Origin of the sequence: Listeria valentina (assembly GCF_011800755.1) — a bacterium.
Taxonomy (GTDB): Bacteria; Bacillota; Bacilli; order Lactobacillales; family Listeriaceae; genus Listeria; species Listeria valentina.
In genome coordinates, this window is the sequence record NZ_JAATJW010000037.1 from 1 (window position 1) to 23,099 (window position 23,099).

The following is a 23,099-nucleotide window of genomic DNA, read 5'->3' on the forward strand; positions in this document are numbered from 1 at the left end:
CTGAAAAAGCTTGCTTTATGGACATGGAAGAAGTCCTGTTTGGCTTCTTCTTTTTCCATTTTTATAGAAAAAAACGCTCATCCCTCTTCTTTCTCATGGAGGGATGGGCGTTTTTCGACAGTCTGAAACAGCTGTTTCTAAAAGGAACAGCTGTTTTTTTATAGCTTCACTTTTCAAAAAGAGTAGTTTTTGCTAGAATGAATAGAGTTGTAGCAGTTTTTATTGGTTTTAACTTCAAATGGAAGCTTTTTATACATAAGATTAAATGTAGTAGTTTATGTATTATTTTGGAATTGGTAAGGAAGGGTGTATTGGGAAAAATGTTTAGAAGAGTAATTGGCTATAGCTTTACTTCAGCTTTCGTGATAGTTATCGCTTATTTGGCCTATTTGAGTACGGCTCATCCACTTATGGAATTGATTAGCAATCCTTTTAATTTATTCCTTTTTGCTTTAACAGCCGTTTTTCTTTTTCTCGCTGTTTTTAAAGGATTGACACTCTTGAGCCAGAAGGCTAATTGGATTATTTTTATTGCGCTAGTTGCTGTTGTAGTCATTATTCAACTGTTTTTAGCCATTACAATGAAAATGAACATGTATGTCGATAGCTTTGTTGTTAAACAACAAGTGCTGACAATGCTTGCGAATGGTGGTCATTTTCAAGATTATACGTATTTTCAAACCTATTTAAATAATATTTTTGTTACAATTCTGCGTTATGGAATCTATAATTTTGGTTCGCATATTGGGATTCAGAATTTTTATCTGCTCGACAACTTGTGGATCATGTTTTCTATGTTTGTGACAATTTTTGCTTTGGTTTATGTGGTGAAGGATGCGCTTGGCGTTCGTATGGCTAACTTATTTTTACTAGTTGTCATTACTTGCGTTCCGTTATTTACCTATACACTATACATCTACACAGATACGATTGCGATGCCTTTTGTATCACTTATCATTTTGGTTTACTATCTCTATTTAAAAAAGGGCAGCTGGTGGTTGCTACTCATTATCGGCTTGCTATTTGCAATTGGCTATCAGGCAAAGCCTAACTTGATAATACTGCTGCCTGCTTTGCTTATTCATGTTTGGCTTGTTAAAAACTATAAGAAGTTCTTGCTTAGCTTCACGGCGATTGGCGCTGTTTTCTTGTTGGTTACTTCTGCTGCGATGCCATTTTATTCGCTGTTTGGTTTCGAAAAAAATGATCGCTATGAAGTCCCACCTACACATTTTGTGATGATGGGACTTGCCAAGCCAGCTGGTCGCTATAATGCAGATGAATTTGACTATACGTCTTCTTTCCATAGTAAAGAGGCTAAAAAAGAAGCCAATGTGAAAGTGATTAAAGATCGCTTGAAAAATTATTCAACTAAAGAACTTTTGACACTTTATAATAATAAATTAAAAAATACGTGGACGGATGGTACGCGAGCTTATGCGTGGTACATTAATTCGACCAATGATTTTACCCCAACATTTAACTATTTGTTTGGTGATCGTAAAGCTTTAATTTATTCGTTTGCACAGGTCTTCCACATTATGAGTTTGCTATGTATTGCAATCGGGGCGCTTCGCTTTTTCAGAAGCAAGAAGTTTGATTTCGCGTTTTTCTTGAATGTCACGCTTATTGGTGTCATTTTGTTCCACTTGATTTGGGAAGCCAATCAGCGCTATATTTTGCTATTTACGCCTCTGATGCTTCTCTCGGCTCTTTATGGCATTAAATTTATAGTGGAGCTTATGGCGGACCGTGAAACGAATAATTGGCTGCCAAAATTACGTCGACCGTTTCTTGCTGGAAGTGCCTTTATCTTTTTAGCAGCAATCGTTTGTTTCGGTTTGCAGTTTAGTACGCTGGCGCAGGAAAAACGGCCCTTTCATGTTTATCAAGTGAAGCAGGACTACGCCTACATTGGAACGCCTGTTATGGTAGATAGTATTGTCGCGGAAACGTTTAGTGCCAATGAATCCTTTAATCAGTTAACGTTCAGGGTGCTTCAAAAACCAGATGATTCTCGGAAATATCGCATCGCGCTTTATGATGATACGAGTGGCAAGAAATTACGACAGTTTGACTTGAAGGGAAGCGAATTTATTGGTCCGAATCAAGTCATTAACTTGGCTAAGCCTGTTCATGCTGATGGCGGGCGCTATAAGCTGAAATTTACGGAGATTACAAAGGGAGATAAGGGGCATGGTCACGCGCTTAGTCTTGGTAGGTATAACTCTAAGAATTTCTCGCTTTATCCAGCAGGACAGCTTTATGTGAATGGTAAAGTCATGAAACATACCAATATCGGTTTTACGGTCAGCACTTTTAGGGAACAACCTTTGTTGAGCGTTGCTGAGTTTTGGATGCTGTTTGCGGCGTTTGCGAGCATTTTGATGGGCTTTTGGCTCTGCTTGCTGAAGGAATCTCCAGCTGGGCGAATTTTCACTGGGCAAGAAGCGAAGGAAGAAAGTTTAGTTTAATAAAGTAAAATCAGGCTCGTCAAATTGTTTTTGGCGGGCTTTTTGATTGGGCGAAATTGTCTGTAGATGAGAGAAGTGAAATTAGGCGGGAAGCCTTATTGCGTGGTTCTTGCGAGAAGTGCAAAAAAAGTCGGAATTTAGGTGTTGACAGGCGTCTTGGTTCGCGTTATGATATGGCTATTGCATTTGCGATTTTTTCGCGGAATGATCTATTTTTTAGGAGGACTGCTTACAAATGAGTGCGGATCGTAGCTTTATGATTAAAGCAGGAAATCGTGCTGTTTTGCTCCTGCATGGGTTTGCGGGAACGACAGAAGATGTGAGGAGTTTAGGCGAACATTTAGCTGAAAATGGCTATACGGTTTATGCGCCGAACTTTCGAGGTCACGGAGATGAGCCGGCGCTGTTTTTAAAAACAACGCCTGATATGTGGTACGAAGATGCAGTTTCGGGGTACACTTTTTTAGAAAAAGAAGGGTATCATGAGATTGCCATTGTTGGTGTCGCGATGGGTGGCGTTTTCGCTCTTCGGATGGCGGAATCTTTTTCGCCAAAAGCGATCATTCCTTTGTGCGCTAACGTAAACAAGAAAATGCGTTACATCCCGGTTGAAAAATATTTGATGAAACAGTTGCTTAAAGAAGGTGTTTCAGGTGATGAAGCGGAAGCGATGCTGCAAAGCTATGAACCTGAAATTGCTACGATGACAAATGCGCGATCGGATTTTTATAAGCAAGTTGCAAAAAATATTGAGAAAATCAAAGTTCCAACGATGATTGGCCAAGGTTGCCAAGATGAGGAAATTGAAGCGGATGACGCAAATTATATTTTTAAACACATTCATACGCCGGATAAACAGCTCTGCTTCTACCAAACTAGCGGACACGACATCGTGAATGACGGAGAAAAAGATATTTTGGAAGAAGATGTGGTTTATTTCTTGGATGATTTGAACTGGCTCGAAGAAGAAATTATTTAATGGAAGTGTGGAGCACTAGCCGATTGTGGCTAGTGCTTTTTTGTGTTTATGGAAAGAAAGGGGTGGGAATAAGTTAGAAAGAGTTGATCAGGCGTTCGCTTTAAGTTGAAAAACAAGTACATGTGGAAGAGCGTTTTCTTGTTTTTTTGTTTGTCTTTTTGACTTTTAAGCACATGATATTTATGCATTAATAATTTTGAGGAGGAAATGTTTTTGAAAAAGACAGCATTTGTAGTGGCATCTACGCTTTCATTGTCGCTTCTTTTGGCAGGTTGCTCGACTAGTGATGCAGCGGGAAAAACGAGTGCAGGTAATGAAAGCCACTCAGAAAAGAACGTAGAGAAAAAATCTGAGGAGCATCTGGATTATGAGGATCAAAAGGGATGGAAATTCGAGGCGGGCGATTCGCAGTCCCCAATTAACATCGAGACGGGGAAAACGGAACAAATGAAAGACGAAGGGAAAATGGCATTGGATTATAGCAAGACGGTTGTGGACGAAGTAGATAACGGTCACAGTATCCAAGTTGATGATACTGGTTCCGCAGTCATTGATGGACGAAATTTTGATTTGGAACAGTTTCACTTCCATGCTAAAAGTGAACATACTGTGAACGGGAAGCATTATCCAATTGAAGCGCATTTTGTTAATCAAGCGCAAGATGGGCGTCTGGCGGTTGTCGCTGTTTTCTTTACGGAAGGAAAGAAAAATGCTGCTTTTCAAACCGTGTTAGATAATATCAAGGCAGGGGAGAAATCGGATGTGGCAGATGCGATTGATGCTACGCAAATGATTCCTGCGAATAAAATGTATTACCACTATAATGGCTCACTTACGACTCCACCGCTTTCTGAAAATGTGGAATGGTACGTCATGAAAAATCCAATTGAAGTTTCAAAAGCACAAATTGCGTTATTTGATAAATACTATGATTCCAATAATCGTAAGATACAACCACTAAATGGGCGAGTTGTTTTGGAACATATTGAATAAAATAAAAAAGAAGCATGGCTGATTTTCAGCCATGCTTCTTTTTTGGAGGAAGGAGATGGGAAATTAACGACCATCCCCGTATTGCCAATCAAGCGTGTTATCCACTTCATCAAAAGTGATGACAACATCAGAAACCCCTTTTATCGTAAGGACATCATCTTCAATCCTATCACGAATGTCATCAATTTCTGCGAGTGTCAAGGTTGCATCTAGTTCCACTTCGGCATCAACATGGAAAGTGTCACCTTCTTTTATGACTGTTAAAACTTGGATATCACGTACATCCGGATCTGACATGATCCGCTGTCCAACTTGAAGATTCATACCTTCATCTGATTTTCCAATCGCGCCACCTGCATTATCGAGAAAGACTTCACCAACAACGATGAACATCAAAATCCCGATCAAAATCGAAGCAATTCCTTCTGCTTGATGGAAAGGCGTAAAATGGGAGATAATGACGGCAAGTGCAGCAAGTAAGCCCCCAGCGGTTGCCACGGAATCTTCCATAAAAACAAGTTTGGTAGCTGCTTTGGCTGATTTTAAATTGCGGATTGAAGCGGGAATTAGCTTAAATCCAGAGGCTTCTTCGCCAGATTCAGCAACGATTTCTCGCATGGCTTTTAAAAGAACTGTTGATTCGAGGGCTGTACAAGCAAGTAGAACGATTAAGTTGATTAAAAAGCCAGTGGACTCGGCTGGATGGAAAATATGTGAAATGCCTTCTTTTACGGTTTCATAAGCCATAATACCAACAACGATGACTGCAAAAAGAAGAACAAGATTAACAATTCGACCAAAGCCTTTCGGGAATTTTTTCGTAGGTCGTTTTTTACTAAGGGCGGAGCCTGTGAAAACAAAGAGCTGGTTTGCCGCATCCCCTAAGCTGTGAAGCGTTTCGGCAAACATGGCAACATTTCCTGTAAAAAAATAAGTTGTTCCTTTGACGAGCGAGACGACGCCGTTTACAATAGCCGCGGTGAGAGCGGAAGTGTTTCCGTGCTTAAGTAGTTGAAAAAACTCTTTCAAGTTCATTCCTTCTTTCGACTGGTTTTTAAATAATATTTTCTATTTTAGCACGAAAAGATCGCAGACTAAAATTTTATGAAATATTTTACAAGAATAATGCCAAACTTTGTTTTTTTCGTTTAAAAAGCCTTAAACAAATCAGTTTGACTTTTATTGACCAATGTGTTATGATTTCCATAGTTACTTACAAATAGTAACTAATAAGAGGAGGGATCACATGAAAGAACTGTTGGCGAAAATTAATAACTATGCTGCGAAGCAAAAGAAAGGCGAGCTAACGGCGAGCGAAAAAGAGCATCAAGCTGAACTTCGCAAGGAATACTGTGCGATGATCCGCGGAACTGTTCAAGACAACTTACATCATGTGACCATCATTGATCCGCTTGGTGATGATGTGACACCGCAAAAGTTAAAAGATGTAAAAGCCGAATTAAATGCTTAAATGAAAATAAATGTGTGGGAAAAGACTCTCTAATTGTAATTAGAGAGTCTTTTTTCTAAAACTTAAAACCAAACTCTTTGCGGCAAGGTGTTTCGTTTTATATAATAGAACTAGATGAATTGCTACATTTGAAAGGGGATCAAAATGTCGAATGAAATGAGGCTTTTTTCAGTAACGAATGAACGCCCGCTTGCGCAAAAGATTTCTGAAAAACTAGATGTACCGCTTTGCGAAGTTGATCTGCAAAAGTTCAGCGATGGTGAAGTGAAGGTGAACATTGGTAGAAGTGTCAGAGGAATGAACTGTTACGTGGTTCAATCAATGGACGCCAATGTAAACGAACGAATTATGGAAATGCTCATCATGGTTGATGCGCTAAAACGTGCTTCTGCTGCATCAATTACGCTCGTGATTCCTTACTATGGCTATTCTAGGCAAGACCGAAAAGCCAGAAGTCGTGAGCCAATTACGGCAAAACTGATTGCAAATCTTTTGCAGGAAGCAGGGGCAACAAGGCTTATTTCAGTAGACTTGCATGCAGCCCAAATTCAAGGGTTTTTCAATATCCCAATTGATCATGTTTCGGCTGTACCGCTTCTTTCCAATCATCTTGAAGAAAATTATAGCGATGAAGATGTCGTGGTGGTTGCACCTGACCATAGCGGCGTTGTCCGGGCTCGCCGAGTGGCGGATAAACTTCATGCGCCTATTGCGATTTTAAATCGCAAACCACGCCCGAATGAACGGGAAATTTCATCTGTTATTGGTGAAGTGAAAGGAAAGCTCGCGATCGTTGTCGATGATATTATCGATACGGCTTACCGAGCGACCACTTCTTGTGATAAATTGCTTGAAGAAGGTGCTAGAAAAGTTGTGATGTGCGCGACTCATGCCGTTTTGGCTGGGAGAGCAGCAAAACGACTGAACGAATCGAGAATCAGCGAAATTGTGCTGACCGATTCGATTGATATACCAGAAGGAAAATTGGATGATAAATTAACAATGATTTCCATCAGTGGTTTACTTGCGCAGGCTATTAGAGGCGTGCAGGACAATAAATCGCTTCATCCGCTTTTTTAAGGTGAAGGAGGTTTGACAAAATGATTGATATTCACTGCCATCTTTTAAATGGGATTGATGATGGCCCGAAAGAATTAGTAGATAGTTTAATGATGGCAAGGCAAGCTGTTGAGCAAGGCTTTACAGATGTGATCGCAACGCCGCATCACTTGAAAGGTCGTTTTTCGAATCCGGGTGACGAGGTTCGAGCACGAGTGGAAGATTTTAACAATAAACTCGTTGAAGAAAATATACCGCTCGTTGTTCACCCTGGACAGGAAGTTAGGCTTCATGGCGAAATGCTTGAAAACTTGGCAAATGGTTCTGTGCTGACACTTGCTGATTCAAAGTATGTTTTAATTGAGTTTCCAACAGAATCGGTTCCGTTTTTCGCGCAGGAATTGTTCTTTAATTTACAAATGAAGGGCTATATTCCGATTATCGCGCACCCGGAACGAAACGTTGAAATTCGTAAAAATTATGAAGTGTTATATAAACTTGTAGAAGGCGGTGCGCTTGCGCAATTAACGTGGGGAAGCTATGCTGGCGTACTAGGTAAGAAAATCAAAAAGTTCAGCGATCAATTGCTTGAAGCGAACCTCGTGCATTTTATGGCAACTGATGCACACTTTTATGAAGGTCGCTCAATGAAAGTAGACCAAGCTGTGCAAAATTTAAAACAAAGCATCGGGCTAGAACAAGCGGATTTGCTTTTAGATAATGCGAAGCTTGTTCTCCAAAATGAGCAAATTGATTTTGATGAGCCAACAGAAGTAAAGAAACGATTCTTCTTATTCTAAAAAAGAGAACGGAGTTTTCCGTTCTCTTTTTTTGAGTCGTTTTTTAAGATGCGCTATAATGAAGAAAAGGCTTGCAAGGAAGGTGGGAAAACGATGATTACAATTGGACTAACGGGCTGGAGCGATCATGATACGTTGCAGTTGTCTTCTAAACATAAACTTGCTGACTATGCGGCTCATTTTCCACTTGTTGAAGTGGATACGAGCTTTTATGCAATACCTTCGCCGAAAACGACAGCCAATTGGGCGAGTGGCACGCCAGATGTGTTTCGCTTTGTAGTGAAAGCTTTTCAAGCGATGACGATGCATAAAGAATGGAAAGATTATTACGATTCAGAAGTGGAAATGTATCGCTGCTATATGGATGCGATTGCGCCGATTAGCGAATCAGGGAAGCTCAAAGCGATTTTATTTCAGTTTCCGCCATTTTTTAATTGTACAAAAGAAAATGTGAATTATTTGCGGCATGTGAAAGAACAAATGGGCGATTTGCCTGTTGCGATCGAATTTCGGAATGGCAGCTGGTATAGTGATGCGAATCAAGAAAAAACACTTGCGTTACTCGCGGAACTGGGATTCATTCACGTGGTGGTCGATGAGCCGCAAATCGGAACGCGGAGCGTTCCGATTGTGCTTCGGGCGACGAATCCCGATTTGACGCTTGTGCGGCTTCATGGACGCAATCAATATGGCTGGATGAAAGCGAATAGTCCCGAATGGAGGGAAGTGCGCACGCTGTATCGCTACAATGCGGAGGAAATTTCGGAATGGGCCAGCTATATTAAGCGTCTGAATGAGCATTCGAATGAAATCGTGGTGATTTTTAATAACAACAGCGGCGGGGATGCGGCTGATAATGCGAAGGCGCTTCAGAAGGCACTGGAGATTAAGTTTGACGGCCTTGCTCCGATGCAAATGGATTTATTTTCGGAGTTTTAAATGATAAGGAAAAGCCAGGTGGCACGGAGCCTCACCTGGCTTTTTCTATGCAAAATTCACCCTTTTCCAATTAAAAAACTGATGATGAGGATGACTAGGACAATTCCTGTAATCCCGACGTAAAGGTAATCCTTTTCTTTGAGAAAGGTGAAAAGTGAGACGACCACGCGGAAAACGGGTGTCAAAATGAGACAAAATAAGCCGAACATGATGATCGCAAAAGGTTTTAGTTCAACAAGTCCAGAAAAAATGCTTGCGATTGTGGTTGGGTAAGTTGTGCCGGGATAGCCGCTTGATCCGGTTGCAATGTAAAGAACGAGTCCTAAGATGATGATCGCAGCGCTCACGATGACGCCGATGCGGAGCAAGCCACCAACAACGGCTTCTACTTGGTGCATTTCTTCATCTTTGCTTTGTTTATTCATTTAAATCCACCCCAATCCTTCAAGAATCATTTGTAGGGCGACGTAAAGCAAGACAGGGATAAACACGAGTCGGATGACTTTGCTTTTTAAGCGTTGCATGACTTTTGTGCCAAGTGTTGCCCCAATTAAGACGCCAATTGCAACGGGAGCCGCGATTGTGGGGTCAATGTCACCTTTAAATAAATAAACAGTTGCGCTTGCCGCAGCTGTAACGCCCATCATCAGATTGCTCGTTGCGCTTGAGACTTTGAGCGGAAGCTTCATGAAAACGTCTAGTGCCATGACTTTGAACGCGCCGCTCCCAATTCCAAGCAGCCCGCTTGCGATTCCTGCCCCGTACATGACTCCGAACCCTGCTGGCACATTTGCGACTTCGTAGGGAACTTCTTTGCGTAAGGCTTTGTCATAGTAGCTGTCATGCAGTTTGAGTTTGGTTGCGATCGGATCGGGTTTCACATTTTGCGGGAATTCCGAACCGACTTTTTTAATCATGTTGAAGGCGGAATAAAGGAGTAGGAGTCCGAAAATTATGTAGAGCGCTGTCGCGGAGAGCAGTCCGCCGATGAACGCGCCGGTTATCGCCCCGAGCGTCGTCGCAATTTCAAGAAACATTCCGGCGCGGAGATTTGTAATTCGGTCACGTATGTAGGCGATAGCTGAGCCGCTACTCGTTGCGATAACGGAGATGATGCTCGCGCCGATCGCGTACTGGATGTCAATGCCGAAAATAAGTGTGAGTGCTGGTGTCATGATGATGCCTCCACCCAGCCCAAGAATGGAGCCGATAACGCCAGCAAATACGGCGATTAGGAGGATTTCAAGTGTTTGTGTGATATCCAAAAATTACTCACTTCCTTCTCTTTATTTGTCTTTTTATCATACGCCAAAAAGTGATACTTGAAAAGTGGAATTTGACTTTGTGGCGTGTCAAAATGGAAATTTTAAGCTACAATAGAGAAAGTAAATGCTTTTTAGGGGATGCTTTTATGAAACAGTTAACAATTTGGCATACGAATGACATCCATAGCCACTTGGATAATTGGCCAAGAATATCTTCTTTTTTAAAAGCGAATAAGGAGCGAGCAAAGGAAACGGGAGAAAATGTTCTGTTTTTTGACATTGGTGATTTTTTAGATCGAGTTCATCCGCTTACGGAAGGAACTTTCGGGAAAGCAAATGTTGAACTTTTAAATGAGCTGCCCTTTGATGCTGTAACAATTGGAAATAATGAAGGCACGACGCTTTCGCATCAAGCGCTTGAAACGCTTTATGATCGAGCTGAGTTTCCAGTGGTCTGTGCCAATATTTATGGAAATCCGGAACGGACGAAGCGGACAGATTGGGCAGTGCCTGTTATTTATAAATATGAAGCGGGCTTGAAAATTGCTGTGCTTGGCGCAACAGCGGCTTTTAGAGAATATTATGAGTCGCTCGGATGGGGAATTGAAGAACCGATCCAGGCGCTTAAGCGCGAGCTGGCAAAGCTCGATTCGGATGCTGATTTGGTCATATTGCTGTCGCATTTAGGCTTGCAGTTTGATGAACAAATCGCGACAGAGTTACCCGAGATTGACGTCGTTTTAGGCGGGCACACGCACCACTTGCTCGAAACAGGGAAACAAGTTGGAGAAACGCTACTTGCGGCGGCTGGAAGATGGGGCGAATACGTTGGCGAAGTGACACTTACGTGGAATGATGCAGGCGAGTTAAGCAAGAAAGAAGCAAGGGTTCATGAGACGGCCAAGCTAGCCCCGCCGAAAGATGAAGCCGAACAAATTCAGGGTTTTTTCCAAAAAGGAAAAGAAGAGCTTTCGGAAGTGATTGTGCACCTGCCAGAAAAACTTGAAACGAATTGGTTTGGCAACTCTAGCATCGCGGAGATCATGTACGCGGCCGCAACAGAATGGGCGGAAGGGGATGCTTTCCTGACGAATGCGGGCATTTTTATGACGGATATCGGGCCAGGCGATGTGACGGCCTTTGATGTGCATCAGCTCTTGCCGCATCCGCTCAATTTGATTGCCGTAACGCTTTCTGGAAGTGAACTTGAGGTTTTAATCCAAGAGATTCTTCGGAAGCGAGATGAGCTGAAGGAATTGCCACTACGAGGCTTCGGTTTCCGCGGCGAGGTATTTGGTTCTGTATTAATGAAACGAGCAGGATTTGATGCGATTCGCGGGATTCCGCTTTGGGACGGGGAGCCGATTTCAACGTTTCGGAAATACCGAATTGTGACGCATGATACGTTTGTCTTTGCGCCATTTTTCCCGATTATTAAACAAAGTAGTGAAAAAGAAGTTTATACACCGGAGCTGTTGCGCGATATTTTTGCGTGGAAGCTGAAACAACTTTACGGGGAGGAAAAAGAATGATTACGATTCAAGATCAGGAATACGAGTTGATTGAAGATTATCGCGAGTGTTTCGATGAAGAAAAATTGAATGAACGGTTTAGCGACATTTTATTGCGCTATGATTATATTGTAGGCGATTTTGGCTACGATCAGCTTCGCTTGAAAGGCTTTTTTGACGATCAAAATAAAAAAGCAGCCTATGACAATAAAATCAGCACTTTGAAGGAATATTTATATGAATACTGCAACTTTGGTTGTTCGTATTTTGTTTTGAAGAAAGTGAAACAAACTGGAAAGAAAGAGAAGGGCGAGTAATTTTGAAAAAGTATCAAGCGTATTTTATTGATTTGGATGGGACGATGTACCACGGAGATCGCGTGATTCCAGAAGCAATTCCATTTATCCAGAAGTTGAATGAACTTGAGATCCCACATTTATTTGTGACGAATAATTCGACAAAGACAGCGGAACAAGTTGCAGAGAAGTTAAATAAGATGGGAATTGTAGCTCGGCCGGAAGACGTTTTTACGTCTTCTGAAGCAACGGTTTCTTATATGCTTAAGCAAAATCAACCGAAAACGGTGTACCCGATCGGTGAAGTAGGACTGAAACAAGTTCTTGCAGAAAATGGGTTTGAAATAAACGAGGAAAATCCACAATATGTGGTTGTTGGAATGGACATGCAGCTGACGTATGAAAAGGCTGCGAAAGCGGTGCTCGCCATTCGGCGCGGGGCAACGTTTATCTCAACGAACGCAGATGCGGCCATTCCAACGGAGCGAGGGTTACTTCCTGGGAATGGCTCGATTACGGCGCTTGTTTCGGTTGCGAGTGAAACGAAGCCTGTTGTGATCGGGAAGCCAGAACGAGTGATTATGGACCAAGCGCTTGCTCGCCTAGGCGTTACGAAAGAGGAAGCGATCATGGTTGGCGATAATTATGAAACAGATATTGCTGCAGGAATTCATTCCGGGATGGACACGTTGCATGTTTTAACGGGCTTTACAACTCGTGAGGCTTTGGAAAAAAAAGAAGTACAACCAACTTATGTGGTGAATGATTTAACTGAATGGGAATTTTAGGAAGCACTTATAGAGTGCTTTCTTTGTTCTCATTTGCGGGAAAGAGGGGAAGAACGTGGAACTATTAAATGATCTTTTCGTTGTCGTGCTGATTATCGGAACTGCTTTTTTCGTGGCTTCTGAATTTGCGATTGTTGCCATCCGGAAACCCACTGTGCTAAGTCTTGTTGAATCAGGGGATAAGCGCGCTCGCTATGTTCAAAAAATTACTGGTAATATGAATGATTATTTGGCCGCTTGTCAGCTCGGTAATACGCTTGCGGCTCTTGCGATGGGGTGGGTCGGCGAAGATACGATGCGTGGCTGGTTAGAGCCAATCTTCACACTTCTTCCGCTTCCAGCTTCGGTGGAAGGTCCCGTTTCGATTTTTGTTTCCTTTATTTTGATTACCTTCTTAAATGTCGTTTTAGGAGAGCTTGCGCCCAAAACGTTGACGATTCAAAGCACGGAAAAAGTGGCGCTGCTTATTGCTCGACCACTGGTTTATTGGTATTATTTTACATTTCCGCTTAACTGGATACTCAACCATTCGGCTAATTTGATTACGGGGCTGTTTGGTGCGAAAGAAAATGCGGATGCGGACCAGATGACGCCAACGGAATTAAAAATTATTTTTGAAGACAGTTACAAGCAAGGGCTTTTGAATCCGCAAGAATTTAAATATATGAAAAATATTTTTAAGTTAGGGGACGTTCCGGCGCAAGAAGTGATGATTCCGCGGATGGAAGTCATCGCCATTGATGAAACGGCGACGGTGCTTGATTTGTTGAAGCTAACTTCTGAACATACGTATCATATTTTTCCAGTCACGACAGATCATGATAAAGATAAAATCGTTGGGATTTTGCAAGTCAGCAGTGTGATGGCTGGACTTGGAAAGGACCAAACGATTTTGAATCAGTCCATCAAACCCTTTGTTCGTGCGGGAATGGAAGTGTTTGAGGGAACCATTTTGGAAGAATTGATCGTGAAGATGCAAGAAAAAGGGGAATCATTTGTGATTTTGACGGATGAATATGGCGGAACTTCTGGCATCACAACGATTGAAGACATCATGGAAATTATTGTTGGCGATTTGGAAGAAGTTTCTGGACCGAAAGGGATTCGCAAAATCGGGAAGAATCACTTTGTTATTTCGGGAAGTGAGCCACTTGTGAGTGTGGAAGAAGTGCTGGGATTCGAACTAGAAAGCGCGGGTGTACATACGCTATCTGGCTGGCTATTCTTGCAAAACTTCAACATTGATACGGGAGATGTGGTTTCTGAAAACGGCTGGGCATTCAAAGTCCAATCGATGAACAAAAACTCAGTCCGCCAAGTGGAAGTAAAGAAGATGAAGTAATCAAAAAAGAAGTGGAGGCGCCAGGCCTCCACTTCTTTTTTAGTTAGTCTTTCTTTTTTGATACGTTTTCGGCTTATTAGGTTTGAAATTGGCAATAAAGTCTTCAATTTCAGGAAGCGAATCGCTAAATAAAAATTGCTTTCTGGCCGCCTCCGTCAAAAATTCCGCTGCTACCATTTCGTCGAAGAAGGCTTTTAGCGGCTCATAATACCCATCTGCATTATAAAAAATACACGGGTTTTTATGCACGCCGAGCCTGCCAAGGGAAATGACCTCACTAATTTCCTCGAGCGTCCCCGGGCCGCCCGGTAAGGCAATATAAGCATCCGCAAGCTCCATCATCGTTTTCTTGCGTTCATACATGTCTTTGGTTTGAATAAGCCTTGTAAGCCCGCGATGGGCGATTTCGCGTTCTTCGAGAAAGGTGGGCATAACTCCATAAGCAGGAGCACCATGCGAAAGCACCGTATCCGCCACAACCCCCATCAAACCAACATTTCCACCGCCGTAAACAAGAGTATATTCCTTTTCACCGATCCAGTTCCCGATTTTTTCAGCACTTTCCTGATAAATCTTTTTCGCGCCAAAAGCCGATCCACAATAAACCGCAATTTTCATATCCAAATCCGCTTCTCCCTTCTTACTGCACAATATCGTCGTGATAGCTATGTGCGAGCCGACTAGCTGCAGCGGCTGCAATTGCACCGACAATATCATCCAAAAATGTATGCACATTCACGCCATCATGTTCATTGAGCTTGGCTAAAATGCCCGGTTTAATTTTGTCGATGTAGCCGTAGTTCGTAAAGCCAATCGAACCATACACATTAACGATTGAAAGAGCCAAAATTTCATCGACGCCGTATAAACCTTCATCATTTGAAATAATATTTTGAAGCGGTTGTTCAAGTTTTCCTTCTTCCGCCATAACATCTAATTGAATTCCCGTTAAAATTGCATTTTGCACTTCACGTTTACGAAGCACACGTTCCACATTTTCCCGGCAAACTTCAAGTTTTAATTCAGGGTGATATTGTTTTTGCAAGAAAAGAACCAGTTCTGCGATGTCATCCATGGAAACACCACGTTCTTTTAACCAACTCCGTGCTTTTTTCTCTAAAATACTTTGTTTTTCAACCATCAAAAAACCTCCTTTAAGGTCAACTTTTCAATTAAAAATAACGCGACGAACTTCGCCGCGTCTCTTATGCCAATTAATAAACCTGAACAACTTCTTTAAAGCCGAATATTTTTTCAGCGAGTGTCAGCTCAATTCCCATTTTTAAAGTCATATCTGAGCTTGGACACGAAACGCAAGCGCCGAGCAAGCGGATTTTTACAATACCCTCCGGCGTCACTTCAATAAGTTCATAGTCGCCGCCGTCGCGAAGTAAATATGGCCGAAACTTTTTCAGCGCTTTGTCCACTGAATCAAAACTGATTTCTTCCATACAAAACGGGCTCCTTTAAATAGAATATAACTCATTATAACACAGCTTTCAGTCATTGTGAAAAAGACCAACCCGTCTGGCAAGAACAAACTTCCTGTGAGTGACTACACAAACAATAAACTCGATTTTTCAATGGATATTGGTTACAATGACCTTGAGGTGAGGAAGCGATGGAAAAACAAGTAAAATTGTATGTTTATGGTTCCACAGTCATTTGTGCTAGCTGTGTCGGTGCACCGTCTTCCAAGGAAACTGAAGAATGGCTCCGGGCTGCAGTTGGACGCAAATTCGCGGATCAGCCATTTGAAGTGGAGTATGTTGATATTTACGATCCCGAGCAGACAAGCCCCGAGGTTCGTGAGTTAGCAAGAAAAATTGTCGACGAGGATTATATGTATCCCGTTGTTGCAGTAGATGGTGAAATTATTGCGGAAGGCAATCCGCGGCTTAAAGATATCTATCAAGTTATGACTGATCGAGGTTACGTAGCAACGATGTAAGAATAACTGAGCACGTTTGTCTTTCCGAGAATTAGAAGGGAAGTAGGAAATGAATCCGATTGTGGAATTCTGTGTTAACAATCTGGCAAGCGGTTCACAGGAAGCCTTTGACCGGCTAAACGAGGATCCAAATCTAGATGTGGTTGAATATGATTGCTTAACGTATTGCGATCTATGTGCGATGAGTTTATTTGCACTTGTCGACGGCGAAGTAGTGCGGGGAACAACACCAGATGAACTTGTGAAAAATATTTATCAATTTATTGAAGAAAATCCAATTTGAGCTGTTAGTATTGTGAGATTTTATACTACAAAGATAGTTGGGATTTATATTGTTGTCGAGTAGAACTAATGAACTTTATTAGTGAATATATTTGTTTGAGATGCTCTCACTAAGAGGGCATCTTTTTTCAAAGTGACGTACTGTTATCTAAAATGAATAGACCCCAAAAATTCAGATTTTCTAGTCTGATTTCTTGGGGTCCGTGTAGGATTAAAAACTCTTTTTTTGTTAGAGATAATCCTTGATCGGTATATCACCATTAGCAAAAGTATAGATTTTTTTATAAGTTTTTTCTTCAGGTAAAGCAGCTACAACAAAAGATGCAACGTCTGATCGAGTCACACTTGATTCACCAAAAGAAGTAACATCGGCGACTTTTCCAGTAGGCTCATCATTTGAAAGTGTAGTTGGGCGCAAGATGGTATAGTCGAGCCCGCTGTTTATCAAGGCATCATCTGCTCGGCCTTTTGCTTCAAGATAAGTTTCAAGTGATTTAGGTCCTTTTTCAGGTTCACCAGCGAAAAGAGAACTAATGAGTACAAAACGCTTTACGCCAAATTCTTTTGCAGTTTCTATTGCTTTTATCGCCCCAAATTGGTCGACTGCAATCGTTTTGTCGGCGCCCGTCTGACCACCGGACCCTGCAGTAAACACGACAGCATCAATTTCGTCGTAAGCGTAGCTAAAATCTTTTTCCAAATCACCGATAATAGGATATCCTCCTAGACTTTCTAAATCTGGCATTTGCTCTGCTTTACGTACCATCGCACGCACAAAATTTGTGGGACTAAGCAGACGAACAATTTTTCTGCCAATTTGCCCGTTTGCTCCTATAATTAAGACTTTCATTTAATCGTCTCCTCCTTTAACATAAGGAATAATTTACTTTTCCCGAATTTGTTTCATAGAAAACGTATAAAATTACAGATTATTTAAACTACAACACTAAAATTTATAATAAAGCGCTTACATTAGTTGTTTATGACCTAGAATCGACTTTTTACGACATTTTTCGTTATATGGCTATAAATTATGATAGTATTTAGCTATAGAGAGATAGATAAATAGATGAGGTGATGAAGAGATGCTAAGGAGGATCAAGAAAGGGTTACTTCAAAACAAGAAGCAAAAAGAAGAGAATGCTTCACTTGAACGGGAATTGCAAGAACTTAGAGCCCGGATGCACCGCATTCAACAACAGATTTACAGTGATAAAGAGAGACGCTTAATAAAGCAAGAGAATAGATGAAAAACAAAACCATGATAGAGTCTTTAACGGAGAAAAGGGACTTGGCAAGCGCCAAGTCCCTTTTGAGTTGTATTTAAGAAAATAACGAAGTAGAGTGCATCGGTTGTGCTCTTGTTCCAGGATCAATAAAAGCAACCGCATTGTTTACTGCAGTTGGGGCTTCCCCGAAACCAGTTGCGATGAGTTTGACTTTACCATCATAGGTACAGATATCGCCGGCACAGTAAATGCCTGGAATCGAACTCTCCATTTTTGAATTGACAACAATCGAGTTTCGCTCAATCTCAAGATTCCAATTTTTGATTGGTCCAAGTGACGAGACAAAGCCATAATTGACGATAAAATCATCAAGAATGAGTTCTTTTTCTTGCTCTCCTTTTACTTCATTTAAAATGACTTTCTCGATTCCTGCTTCATTTCCAATCAGCGTAGTTGGAATGAAAGGCGTTAAAATTTCGACGCTTGAATTTTGTAGGCGCTCCACGCTATGTTCATGCGCGCGAAAAGCTGCTCTGCGATGGACAATTGAAACTGAGTTTGCAATCGGTTCAAGCATCAAAGCCCAATCGACAGCAGAGTCCCCACCTCCACACACAGCCACATTATGCCCCTTAAACCGGTTTAAATCATTGATGAAGTAATGCAAATTTTTATTTTCATATTGCACGGCATCATCTAGTTGGAGTTTACGCGGTTCGAAGGCACCATTTCCGGCAGTAATGATGATCGTTTTGCTGTAATGAGAATCCTGATCCGTTAAAATTTCAAAAGTCCCATCCGCTTCTTTTTCAATCGAAGTGACGGTTTCGCCAAGACAGATTTCGGGTGAGAAAGGATTCATTTGCTCAATCAAGTTATTTACCAGCTCTTGCGCCCGAACTTTCGGAAAACCTGGAATATCATAAATATATTTTTCAGGGTAGAGTGTAGAAAGCTGTCCGCCAAGCTGAGGCAAGCTTTCAATGATTTTAACACTCGCATTTCGCATGCCTCCGTAAAACGCCGCAAAAAGCCCGACTGGGCCGCCTCCGACGATTGTAATATCATAAATTTTGGTATTTTTATCCAAATATGTTCCCCTCCAATTGCAAAGAACTATTATACGCTTGCATAACACATCTATTCTAGCACAAACTCTTTTGAAAAGAAGGTAGTTTAACTCATAAAGTAAAGAAAAACAAAGTTATTTATTTCACAATCTTTTTCGAATGATAAAAAAGAAAATGTTTTCTCTGCGAATTGATTGTTTGTTAAAAATGTAACAAAACAGTCAAAATGATTAGCTAGCGGCTTTTCTGCGCATTTAAAAACCAGACCATTAAAATTCCTTTGAGTAATGGCGTTTTATGGCTTGAAATCTAGGTGAAAAACGTCTATCATTATAGTTATAAGTGGTATTTTTCACGCAGAGTAGATGTATCAGCGCAGGCCTCTACACTTACTGTTCAAAAGGAATCGTTTGCATAGTAGTTTGTGAAAAAAATATAAAGGGAAAGTAGATGTGATTACAGATGAGTAAACCAAAAGTTGTCATTTTAGGCGCAGGATACGGTGGACTGAAGACGCTTAGAAAATTGCAGCAAGCAAATACTGGCGCAGAAATCGTTCTTGTGAACAAAAATGACTATCACCAAGAAACAACTTGGTTGCACGAAGCAGCAGCAGGAACGCTAGAACCGGAAAAATTGATTTATCCAATTTCAAAAGTTGTAGATTCCAATAAAACAACTTTTATTCAAGATGAAGTTGTTAAGATCAATAAAGACGAAAAAACCGTAACACTAAAAAATCAAGGAGATATTTCTTATGATTATCTTTTAGTGGGTCTTGGATCAGAAGCCGAAACTTTTGGTATCAAAGGCTTAAAAGAATATGCACTTACGATTACAAGCATCCCATCTGTTAAAGAAATTCGTGCTCATATCGAAGAACAATTTTCGAAATGGAAAACGGAACAAAAAGATGAATTGCTTACGATTATTGTTGGTGGTGCTGGCTTTACCGGCATCGAGTTCCTTGGGGAATTAACCAACCGAGTTCCTGAACTCGTTAAAAAATACGATGTTCCGCGTGAAAAAGTTCGCATTATCTGTTTAGAAGCGGCTCCAAAAGTATTACCACAATTTGACCAAACTCTTGTAGACTATGGCGTTGGTGTACTGGAAGATCGTGGCGTAGAATTTCTTGTAGGAAAACCTGTTAAAGAAGCTACTCCTGATGGCGTTCGCTATGCGGAAAGTGAAACAGAAGAAAAAGAAATTAAAGCCGGAACTATTATTTGGGCTGCTGGTGTTCGCGGAAGCAGTGTGATTGAAGCTTCTGGATTTGAAGCTGGTCGTGGACGTGTTAAAGTAAACCATAATTTGACGGTTCCTGGTAACGAAGAAATTCTAATCATTGGTGACTGCTCACTTATTATTAATCCAGCAAATGATCGCCCATATCCAACAACTGCTCAAATTGCGATGCAACAAGCGGATGTTGCTGCGATCAACCTAGCTAAACTAATAAAAGGTGAAAGCGATCTTGTTGACTTTGAATACCATGAAAAAGGAACAGTTTGCTCACTAGGCGATAACGATGCAATCGGTGTTGTTTTCGGTAAAAACATCAAAGGCTATCGTGCTTCCTTCATGAAGAAAGTCATTGATGATCGTGCGCTACTATTAATTGGTGGCATCGGTACAATGATGAGTAAAGGGAAATTCAAATTCTATAAATAAACTACTAAAAAGCACATTGCGTCGTGGCGCAATGTGCTTTTTTATTTATCCTGCTCTATTTTAAGTTGTCTAGATCTAAGTATTTGGTTTCGCTATAATAACCTTTTCCACCGACCCAAATTTTTTCTATTTCATCTTTATTAGTTGTTTCTAATTCAACCAAAATTTCAGAAGGGGAATGTAACGAATAACCCTGTTCAAAGACATACCTATCTTTCTGTAAATAGTGGTGTTTATAAAGTTAACAAGCTAACGCACCATTTAAAGTTCCAGTCGCTGCTTCTTCGTTAATATCGTATAATGGAGCAAAATTTCTAGTGATGATTCGATTGTCATGAACTGCATATAGATGTGTTCCCACGACATTGTAGCGTTCGCTGACTTCTTTGCTTACCATGATTGCAGCATAGACATAGCAAAGTGTAAATATTATGAGCTGAACTAAAATTTTTAGGCTTTTCATTCAAGAATATTTATAATTAAAAAGCACCTTCCTTTGAAGGAAAGTGCTTTTTTAGAGACACAAAAGCATCCATTAAAAATTTGTGGAACTCGGTTCAAGCGTATATCCCTTATAAAGTTCAAGGGTAGATGAAGTTTCGATTCTTCGTAATTCAAGTAGTGTCGTAAAGATTTCTTTGGCAGAACAATCTAAGTTTTTCTTATCATGATGAATCGTTACAAATTCCATCAGTGCTGTATAAAAATCAAAGTGGTTTATAAGCACATCTTCGATATCTACGTTCATGTCGTGTCTGTCTTCACCAATATTTCGGACAGATGAAATCACATCGCTTGTGGAAGATTTTTTAAGGGATTGGACAAATAAGCGCTTCGCTTCTGAATACTGCGCGTCCAAATAGCCAGGAATATACTTTCGCTCCTGATACTCCTTTGAGTTAACATAATAAGTGCTGAACCAATAATTGATGAGTTCGTCTGAATGTTCTTCTAAAAAGCGAATAACAGGTGCCACGAAGTTCACTTCCTTTGCGTTTATAAAACTATTGTAGCACGTTCAGAAAGCAAATGGTGTGACAGTTTGGTGAATAATGAATTAAAAGCTACCCATTAACCAGGCGATTAAAAGTCCGATACCGATTCCTGTAATAGCCCCGAAAAAAACTTCCATCGGTTTGTGACCAAGAAGTTCCTTCAAGTGTTTTTGCTTTTCTGCTTGTTCTGGTGCTGTTAGTCCCTTTGCATGTTCCACAAATTCTTGAAAATCAGTGACAAGTTTATTGAGGACAACTGCTTGTTCACCGGCTTGCCGTCTTACACCAGTTGCATCAAACATTACAATGATACCAAATACAACCGCGATGGCGAAGTAAGGGGAATCAAATCCGTGCTCGATTGCAAGTGTCGTCATAAGTGCTGTTACTGCTGCTGAATGAGAACTTGGCATCCCACCTGTTGAGAACATTAAGCCCCATTCTATTTTCCGTGAAATCATTAATCGAATTGGTACTTTCACAAATTGCGCAAATAAAATTGCTACGATCGATGCCACGAGTGGCACATTTTCAAATATCATCAAAATCTCCCCAGTCTACTACATATATTCTCTTTTTATATTACCACATAAAGCCTGCAAAAAACGTTAAATACTAATATAGCAGTATTTAAAGGGGATACAGTGAGTTCCCCTTATCAATGCCTCTAAAATTTTTTAGAAATTAATTGCTTATATTTTTTACTTTCAAGCTGAACCATTTTATCATCAGAGTGCATATAATGCTGAGTTTTATCGGAATGACGACTCTTTTTTTAATCGTTACTAGTGGTCTACCAAGTGCTTTTTGTGTGTATGCCTAGAAGGATGAAGCGAGTGTTGAGCATGGTATCTTACACCGGAAATTTGACAAACTTGTTAAAAAAAATAACGAAGTCGGTCTGAGTCAATGGCAGTTCTGTTTCTTGAAGATAGAAAATGCCCTTTTACTAAGGGGAAAGGGGAAATAAAAGTGAACAGAACACAATGGGTAAATTATTACGAATACTGCGAGCGATCGACAGCAGGGAAAACTTTTATAATTGCATTTGAAGAGCTCCAATTATATCAAAATGGGAACGAAATAACTAAACGATTAGACGCGTAGTGCTCGGAATGAAAAAGAGGAAAATTTAGTGGAAGAAATGAAGGCGAAGGTTGAAACTTTATTAAAATGAAAAAAAGCCACTAACTTGGGGAAGTTAATGGCAACCATTGCAAACTGCTAACTAATAAGGAGTGAGTGTTAGCAGAAGAGTGAATGTTAAAATAAATTTAACATAGAGGCAATAGAAAGTCTGTGGATATTTTGTGAACGTTTTCTAATTTTGCAAACAAGACACTTTTATATTTTAGAGGTTAGAAGAACACTGGAATATAAGCCGATCTCCATTTCTTTGAATTGTATCCGAATAAGCGCTATGCCTTCTTGTTCTTATTGTCGTTACTCTTAAACCTCGACTTTCGTGGGCTTTTTTGACTTTTATAATGTAATTTTTATTTGGGTAAAAGTTATCTTTTTGCATTCATTTGACGCAAAATTTCACAAATTAGACACAATTATTGGAAAAAAATATGGTATATTATAATTGCAAGAAAAATACATAACATAGGAGATGAACCAACTTGTCAGGACAAATCAGAATGACCCCAGCCGAGTTACGTGACCGCGCGAAAACATACGGAACAAGTGCACGTGACATTGAGCAAATGTTACAACGCTTATCGCAATTACAAGAACAGTTTCGCAGTGAATGGGAAGGACAAGCGTTTGCACGCTTTGATGACCAATTCAATCAATTAAAACCGAAAGTAACCGAGTTTGCGAATTTGATGGATCAAATCGAACAACAACTTCAAAAAACTGCCAGTGCAGTGGAAGAGCAAGATCAACAACTGTCCCAAAACTTCGGATTTTAATGTTAAAACGGTGCCTCTTATTGTATACTATAAGAGGCATTTCTTATATAAACAGAAAAGGG

25 protein-coding genes and 1 pseudogene are annotated in these 23,099 nt (G+C 40.6%); 15 read left to right on the forward strand and 11 right to left on the reverse strand.

The features are described from left to right. The first annotated feature begins 320 nt into the window (after positions 1-320). From HCK02_RS09135 to HCK02_RS09145, 3 genes are all read left to right on the forward strand, one after another. Entirely contained in the window at positions 321-2,474 is a 2,154-nt protein-coding gene (locus HCK02_RS09135; protein WP_167629817.1) for a glycosyltransferase family 39 protein, read from the forward strand. 235 nt (positions 2,475-2,709) lie between these two features. Then, on the forward strand, positions 2,710-3,453 hold the full coding sequence (locus HCK02_RS09140; RefSeq protein WP_167629818.1) for an alpha/beta hydrolase: 744 nt from the start codon (positions 2,710-2,712) through the stop codon (positions 3,451-3,453). A gap of 207 nt (positions 3,454-3,660) precedes the next feature. After that, positions 3,661-4,446, forward strand: coding sequence for a carbonic anhydrase (locus tag HCK02_RS09145; RefSeq protein ID WP_246215568.1), 786 nt, complete (start codon positions 3,661-3,663; stop codon positions 4,444-4,446). A 63-nt stretch (positions 4,447-4,509) separates the two neighbouring features. On the opposite strand, the gene HCK02_RS09150 is transcribed toward HCK02_RS09145, so the two are convergent. Next, on the reverse strand, positions 4,510-5,475 hold the full coding sequence (locus tag HCK02_RS09150) for a cation diffusion facilitator family transporter (protein ID WP_167629820.1): 966 nt from the start codon (positions 5,473-5,475) through the stop codon (positions 4,510-4,512). A gap of 217 nt (positions 5,476-5,692) precedes the next feature. Here HCK02_RS09150 and HCK02_RS09155 point away from each other — a divergent pair, with 217 nt between their 5' ends. The 4 genes from HCK02_RS09155 (at position 5,693) to HCK02_RS09170 (ending at position 8,715) form a co-directional block, all read left to right on the forward strand. After that, positions 5,693-5,917 (forward strand): DUF896 domain-containing protein, encoded by a 225-nt coding sequence (locus tag HCK02_RS09155; RefSeq protein WP_115753851.1) that lies wholly within the window; start codon positions 5,693-5,695, stop codon positions 5,915-5,917. Positions 5,918-6,061: 144 nt separating this feature from the next. Then, the gene (locus tag HCK02_RS09160; RefSeq protein ID WP_167629821.1) at positions 6,062-6,997 is read left to right on the forward strand and encodes a ribose-phosphate diphosphokinase; all 936 of its coding nucleotides are present in this window, start codon (positions 6,062-6,064) and stop codon (positions 6,995-6,997) included. 20 nt (positions 6,998-7,017) lie between these two features. Continuing rightward, positions 7,018-7,776, forward strand: coding sequence for a tyrosine-protein phosphatase (locus HCK02_RS09165; RefSeq protein ID WP_167629822.1), 759 nt, complete (start codon positions 7,018-7,020; stop codon positions 7,774-7,776). Positions 7,777-7,869: 93 nt separating this feature from the next. Further along, positions 7,870-8,715: a DUF72 domain-containing protein gene (locus HCK02_RS09170; protein WP_167629823.1), complete on the forward strand. Its 846-nt coding sequence runs from the start codon at positions 7,870-7,872 to the stop codon at positions 8,713-8,715. A 56-nt stretch (positions 8,716-8,771) separates the two neighbouring features. On the opposite strand, the gene HCK02_RS09175 is transcribed toward HCK02_RS09170, so the two are convergent. After that, on the reverse strand, positions 8,772-9,140 hold the full coding sequence (locus HCK02_RS09175; protein WP_167629824.1) for a DUF1634 domain-containing protein: 369 nt from the start codon (positions 9,138-9,140) through the stop codon (positions 8,772-8,774). After that, the gene (locus tag HCK02_RS09180; RefSeq protein WP_167629825.1) at positions 9,141-9,980 is read right to left on the reverse strand and encodes a sulfite exporter TauE/SafE family protein; all 840 of its coding nucleotides are present in this window, start codon (positions 9,978-9,980) and stop codon (positions 9,141-9,143) included. A gap of 146 nt (positions 9,981-10,126) precedes the next feature. On the opposite strand from HCK02_RS09180, the gene HCK02_RS09185 reads away from it, so the two are divergent. From HCK02_RS09185 to HCK02_RS09200, 4 genes are read left to right on the forward strand one after another with little or no spacing between them, the layout of a single operon-like run. Next, positions 10,127-11,512, forward strand: a complete 1,386-nt coding sequence (locus tag HCK02_RS09185) for a bifunctional metallophosphatase/5'-nucleotidase (protein WP_167629826.1) — start codon at positions 10,127-10,129, stop codon at positions 11,510-11,512. Next, positions 11,509-11,808, forward strand: a complete 300-nt coding sequence (locus HCK02_RS09190) for a YutD family protein (protein ID WP_115753845.1) — start codon at positions 11,509-11,511, stop codon at positions 11,806-11,808. The genes HCK02_RS09185 and HCK02_RS09190 overlap by 4 nt, the downstream gene beginning before the upstream one ends. A gap of 2 nt (positions 11,809-11,810) precedes the next feature. Continuing rightward, positions 11,811-12,575, forward strand: coding sequence for a TIGR01457 family HAD-type hydrolase (locus HCK02_RS09195; protein WP_167629827.1), 765 nt, complete (start codon positions 11,811-11,813; stop codon positions 12,573-12,575). A gap of 55 nt (positions 12,576-12,630) precedes the next feature. After that, positions 12,631-13,917, forward strand: a complete 1,287-nt coding sequence (locus HCK02_RS09200) for a hemolysin family protein (RefSeq protein ID WP_167629828.1) — start codon at positions 12,631-12,633, stop codon at positions 13,915-13,917. Between the two features lie 39 nt (positions 13,918-13,956). On the opposite strand, the gene HCK02_RS09205 is transcribed toward HCK02_RS09200, so the two are convergent. From HCK02_RS09205 to HCK02_RS09215, 3 genes are all read right to left on the reverse strand, one after another. Next, positions 13,957-14,535, reverse strand: a complete 579-nt coding sequence (locus tag HCK02_RS09205) for an LOG family protein (RefSeq protein ID WP_115753986.1) — start codon at positions 14,533-14,535, stop codon at positions 13,957-13,959. 22 nt (positions 14,536-14,557) lie between these two features. Then, positions 14,558-15,058 (reverse strand): phosphatidylglycerophosphatase A family protein, encoded by a 501-nt coding sequence (locus HCK02_RS09210; protein WP_167629829.1) that lies wholly within the window; start codon positions 15,056-15,058, stop codon positions 14,558-14,560. A 73-nt stretch (positions 15,059-15,131) separates the two neighbouring features. After that, a complete protein-coding gene (locus HCK02_RS09215) occupies positions 15,132-15,368 on the reverse strand; it encodes a NifU family protein (RefSeq protein ID WP_167629830.1) in 237 nt (78 codons plus the stop codon). 170 nt (positions 15,369-15,538) lie between these two features. On the opposite strand from HCK02_RS09215, the gene HCK02_RS09220 reads away from it, so the two are divergent. Both HCK02_RS09220 and HCK02_RS09225 read left to right on the forward strand, forming a co-directional pair. Beyond that, positions 15,539-15,868 carry a YuzD family protein gene (locus HCK02_RS09220; RefSeq protein ID WP_167629831.1) on the forward strand — a complete coding sequence of 110 codons (330 nt, stop codon included), beginning with the start codon at positions 15,539-15,541 and terminating at the stop codon, positions 15,866-15,868. 49 nt (positions 15,869-15,917) lie between these two features. Next, complete coding sequence (locus HCK02_RS09225; RefSeq protein WP_167629832.1) at positions 15,918-16,151, forward strand: YuzB family protein; 234 nt, start codon at positions 15,918-15,920, stop codon at positions 16,149-16,151. A gap of 228 nt (positions 16,152-16,379) precedes the next feature. Here the strand turns inward: HCK02_RS09225 and HCK02_RS09230 are convergent, their stop codons facing one another. Continuing rightward, positions 16,380-17,000, reverse strand: a complete 621-nt coding sequence (locus tag HCK02_RS09230; protein WP_167629833.1) for an SDR family oxidoreductase — start codon at positions 16,998-17,000, stop codon at positions 16,380-16,382. A gap of 473 nt (positions 17,001-17,473) precedes the next feature. Further along, positions 17,474-18,469, reverse strand: coding sequence for an NAD(P)/FAD-dependent oxidoreductase (locus HCK02_RS09235; protein WP_167629834.1), 996 nt, complete (start codon positions 18,467-18,469; stop codon positions 17,474-17,476). A 442-nt stretch (positions 18,470-18,911) separates the two neighbouring features. Here HCK02_RS09235 and HCK02_RS09240 point away from each other — a divergent pair, with 442 nt between their 5' ends. Continuing rightward, positions 18,912-20,123 (forward strand): NAD(P)/FAD-dependent oxidoreductase, encoded by a 1,212-nt coding sequence (locus tag HCK02_RS09240; protein WP_167629835.1) that lies wholly within the window; start codon positions 18,912-18,914, stop codon positions 20,121-20,123. Between the two features lie 55 nt (positions 20,124-20,178). Here HCK02_RS09240 and HCK02_RS09245 read toward each other — a convergent pair. The 3 genes and pseudogenes from HCK02_RS09245 to HCK02_RS09255 all read right to left on the reverse strand — a co-directional run. Then, a pseudogene (locus HCK02_RS09245) lies at positions 20,179-20,511 on the reverse strand (PhzF family phenazine biosynthesis protein); the annotation flags it as partial. 147 nt (positions 20,512-20,658) lie between these two features. Continuing rightward, entirely contained in the window at positions 20,659-21,099 is a 441-nt protein-coding gene (locus HCK02_RS09250) for a hypothetical protein (protein ID WP_167629836.1), read from the reverse strand. An 81-nt stretch (positions 21,100-21,180) separates the two neighbouring features. Next, on the reverse strand, positions 21,181-21,663 hold the full coding sequence (locus tag HCK02_RS09255; protein WP_167629837.1) for a divergent PAP2 family protein: 483 nt from the start codon (positions 21,661-21,663) through the stop codon (positions 21,181-21,183). Between the two features lie 1,080 nt (positions 21,664-22,743). Between HCK02_RS09255 and HCK02_RS09260 the strand changes: the two genes are divergently transcribed. Continuing rightward, positions 22,744-23,037, forward strand: coding sequence for a WXG100 family type VII secretion target (locus HCK02_RS09260; protein ID WP_167629838.1), 294 nt, complete (start codon positions 22,744-22,746; stop codon positions 23,035-23,037). The last annotated feature ends 62 nt before the right edge of the window (positions 23,038-23,099 follow it).

Excerpts from the sequence above, each read along its gene's own strand:
- HCK02_RS09135 (WP_167629817.1), top strand. The coding sequence starts at position 321 with ATGTTTAGAAGAGTAATTGGCTATAGCTTTACTTCAGCTTTCGTGATA.
- HCK02_RS09140 (WP_167629818.1), top strand. The coding sequence starts at position 2,710 with ATGAGTGCGGATCGTAGCTTTATGATTAAAGCAGGAAATCGTGCTGTT.
- HCK02_RS09145 (WP_246215568.1), top strand. The coding sequence starts at position 3,661 with ATGTTTTTGAAAAAGACAGCATTTGTAGTGGCATCTACGCTTTCATTG.
- HCK02_RS09155 (WP_115753851.1), top strand. The coding sequence starts at position 5,693 with ATGAAAGAACTGTTGGCGAAAATTAATAACTATGCTGCGAAGCAAAAG.
- HCK02_RS09160 (WP_167629821.1), top strand. The coding sequence starts at position 6,062 with ATGTCGAATGAAATGAGGCTTTTTTCAGTAACGAATGAACGCCCGCTT.
- HCK02_RS09165 (WP_167629822.1), top strand. The coding sequence starts at position 7,018 with ATGATTGATATTCACTGCCATCTTTTAAATGGGATTGATGATGGCCCG.
- HCK02_RS09170 (WP_167629823.1), top strand. The coding sequence starts at position 7,870 with ATGATTACAATTGGACTAACGGGCTGGAGCGATCATGATACGTTGCAG.
- HCK02_RS09175 (WP_167629824.1), bottom strand. The coding sequence starts at position 9,140 with ATGAATAAACAAAGCAAAGATGAAGAAATGCACCAAGTAGAAGCCGTT.
- HCK02_RS09185 (WP_167629826.1), top strand. The coding sequence starts at position 10,127 with ATGAAACAGTTAACAATTTGGCATACGAATGACATCCATAGCCACTTG.
- HCK02_RS09190 (WP_115753845.1), top strand. The coding sequence starts at position 11,509 with ATGATTACGATTCAAGATCAGGAATACGAGTTGATTGAAGATTATCGC.
- HCK02_RS09205 (WP_115753986.1), bottom strand. The coding sequence starts at position 14,535 with ATGAAAATTGCGGTTTATTGTGGATCGGCTTTTGGCGCGAAAAAGATT.
- HCK02_RS09210 (WP_167629829.1), bottom strand. The coding sequence starts at position 15,058 with ATGGTTGAAAAACAAAGTATTTTAGAGAAAAAAGCACGGAGTTGGTTA.
- HCK02_RS09215 (WP_167629830.1), bottom strand. The coding sequence starts at position 15,368 with ATGGAAGAAATCAGTTTTGATTCAGTGGACAAAGCGCTGAAAAAGTTT.
- HCK02_RS09220 (WP_167629831.1), top strand. The coding sequence starts at position 15,539 with ATGGAAAAACAAGTAAAATTGTATGTTTATGGTTCCACAGTCATTTGT.
- HCK02_RS09225 (WP_167629832.1), top strand. The coding sequence starts at position 15,918 with ATGAATCCGATTGTGGAATTCTGTGTTAACAATCTGGCAAGCGGTTCA.
- HCK02_RS09230 (WP_167629833.1), bottom strand. The coding sequence starts at position 17,000 with ATGAAAGTCTTAATTATAGGAGCAAACGGGCAAATTGGCAGAAAAATT.
- HCK02_RS09240 (WP_167629835.1), top strand. The coding sequence starts at position 18,912 with ATGAGTAAACCAAAAGTTGTCATTTTAGGCGCAGGATACGGTGGACTG.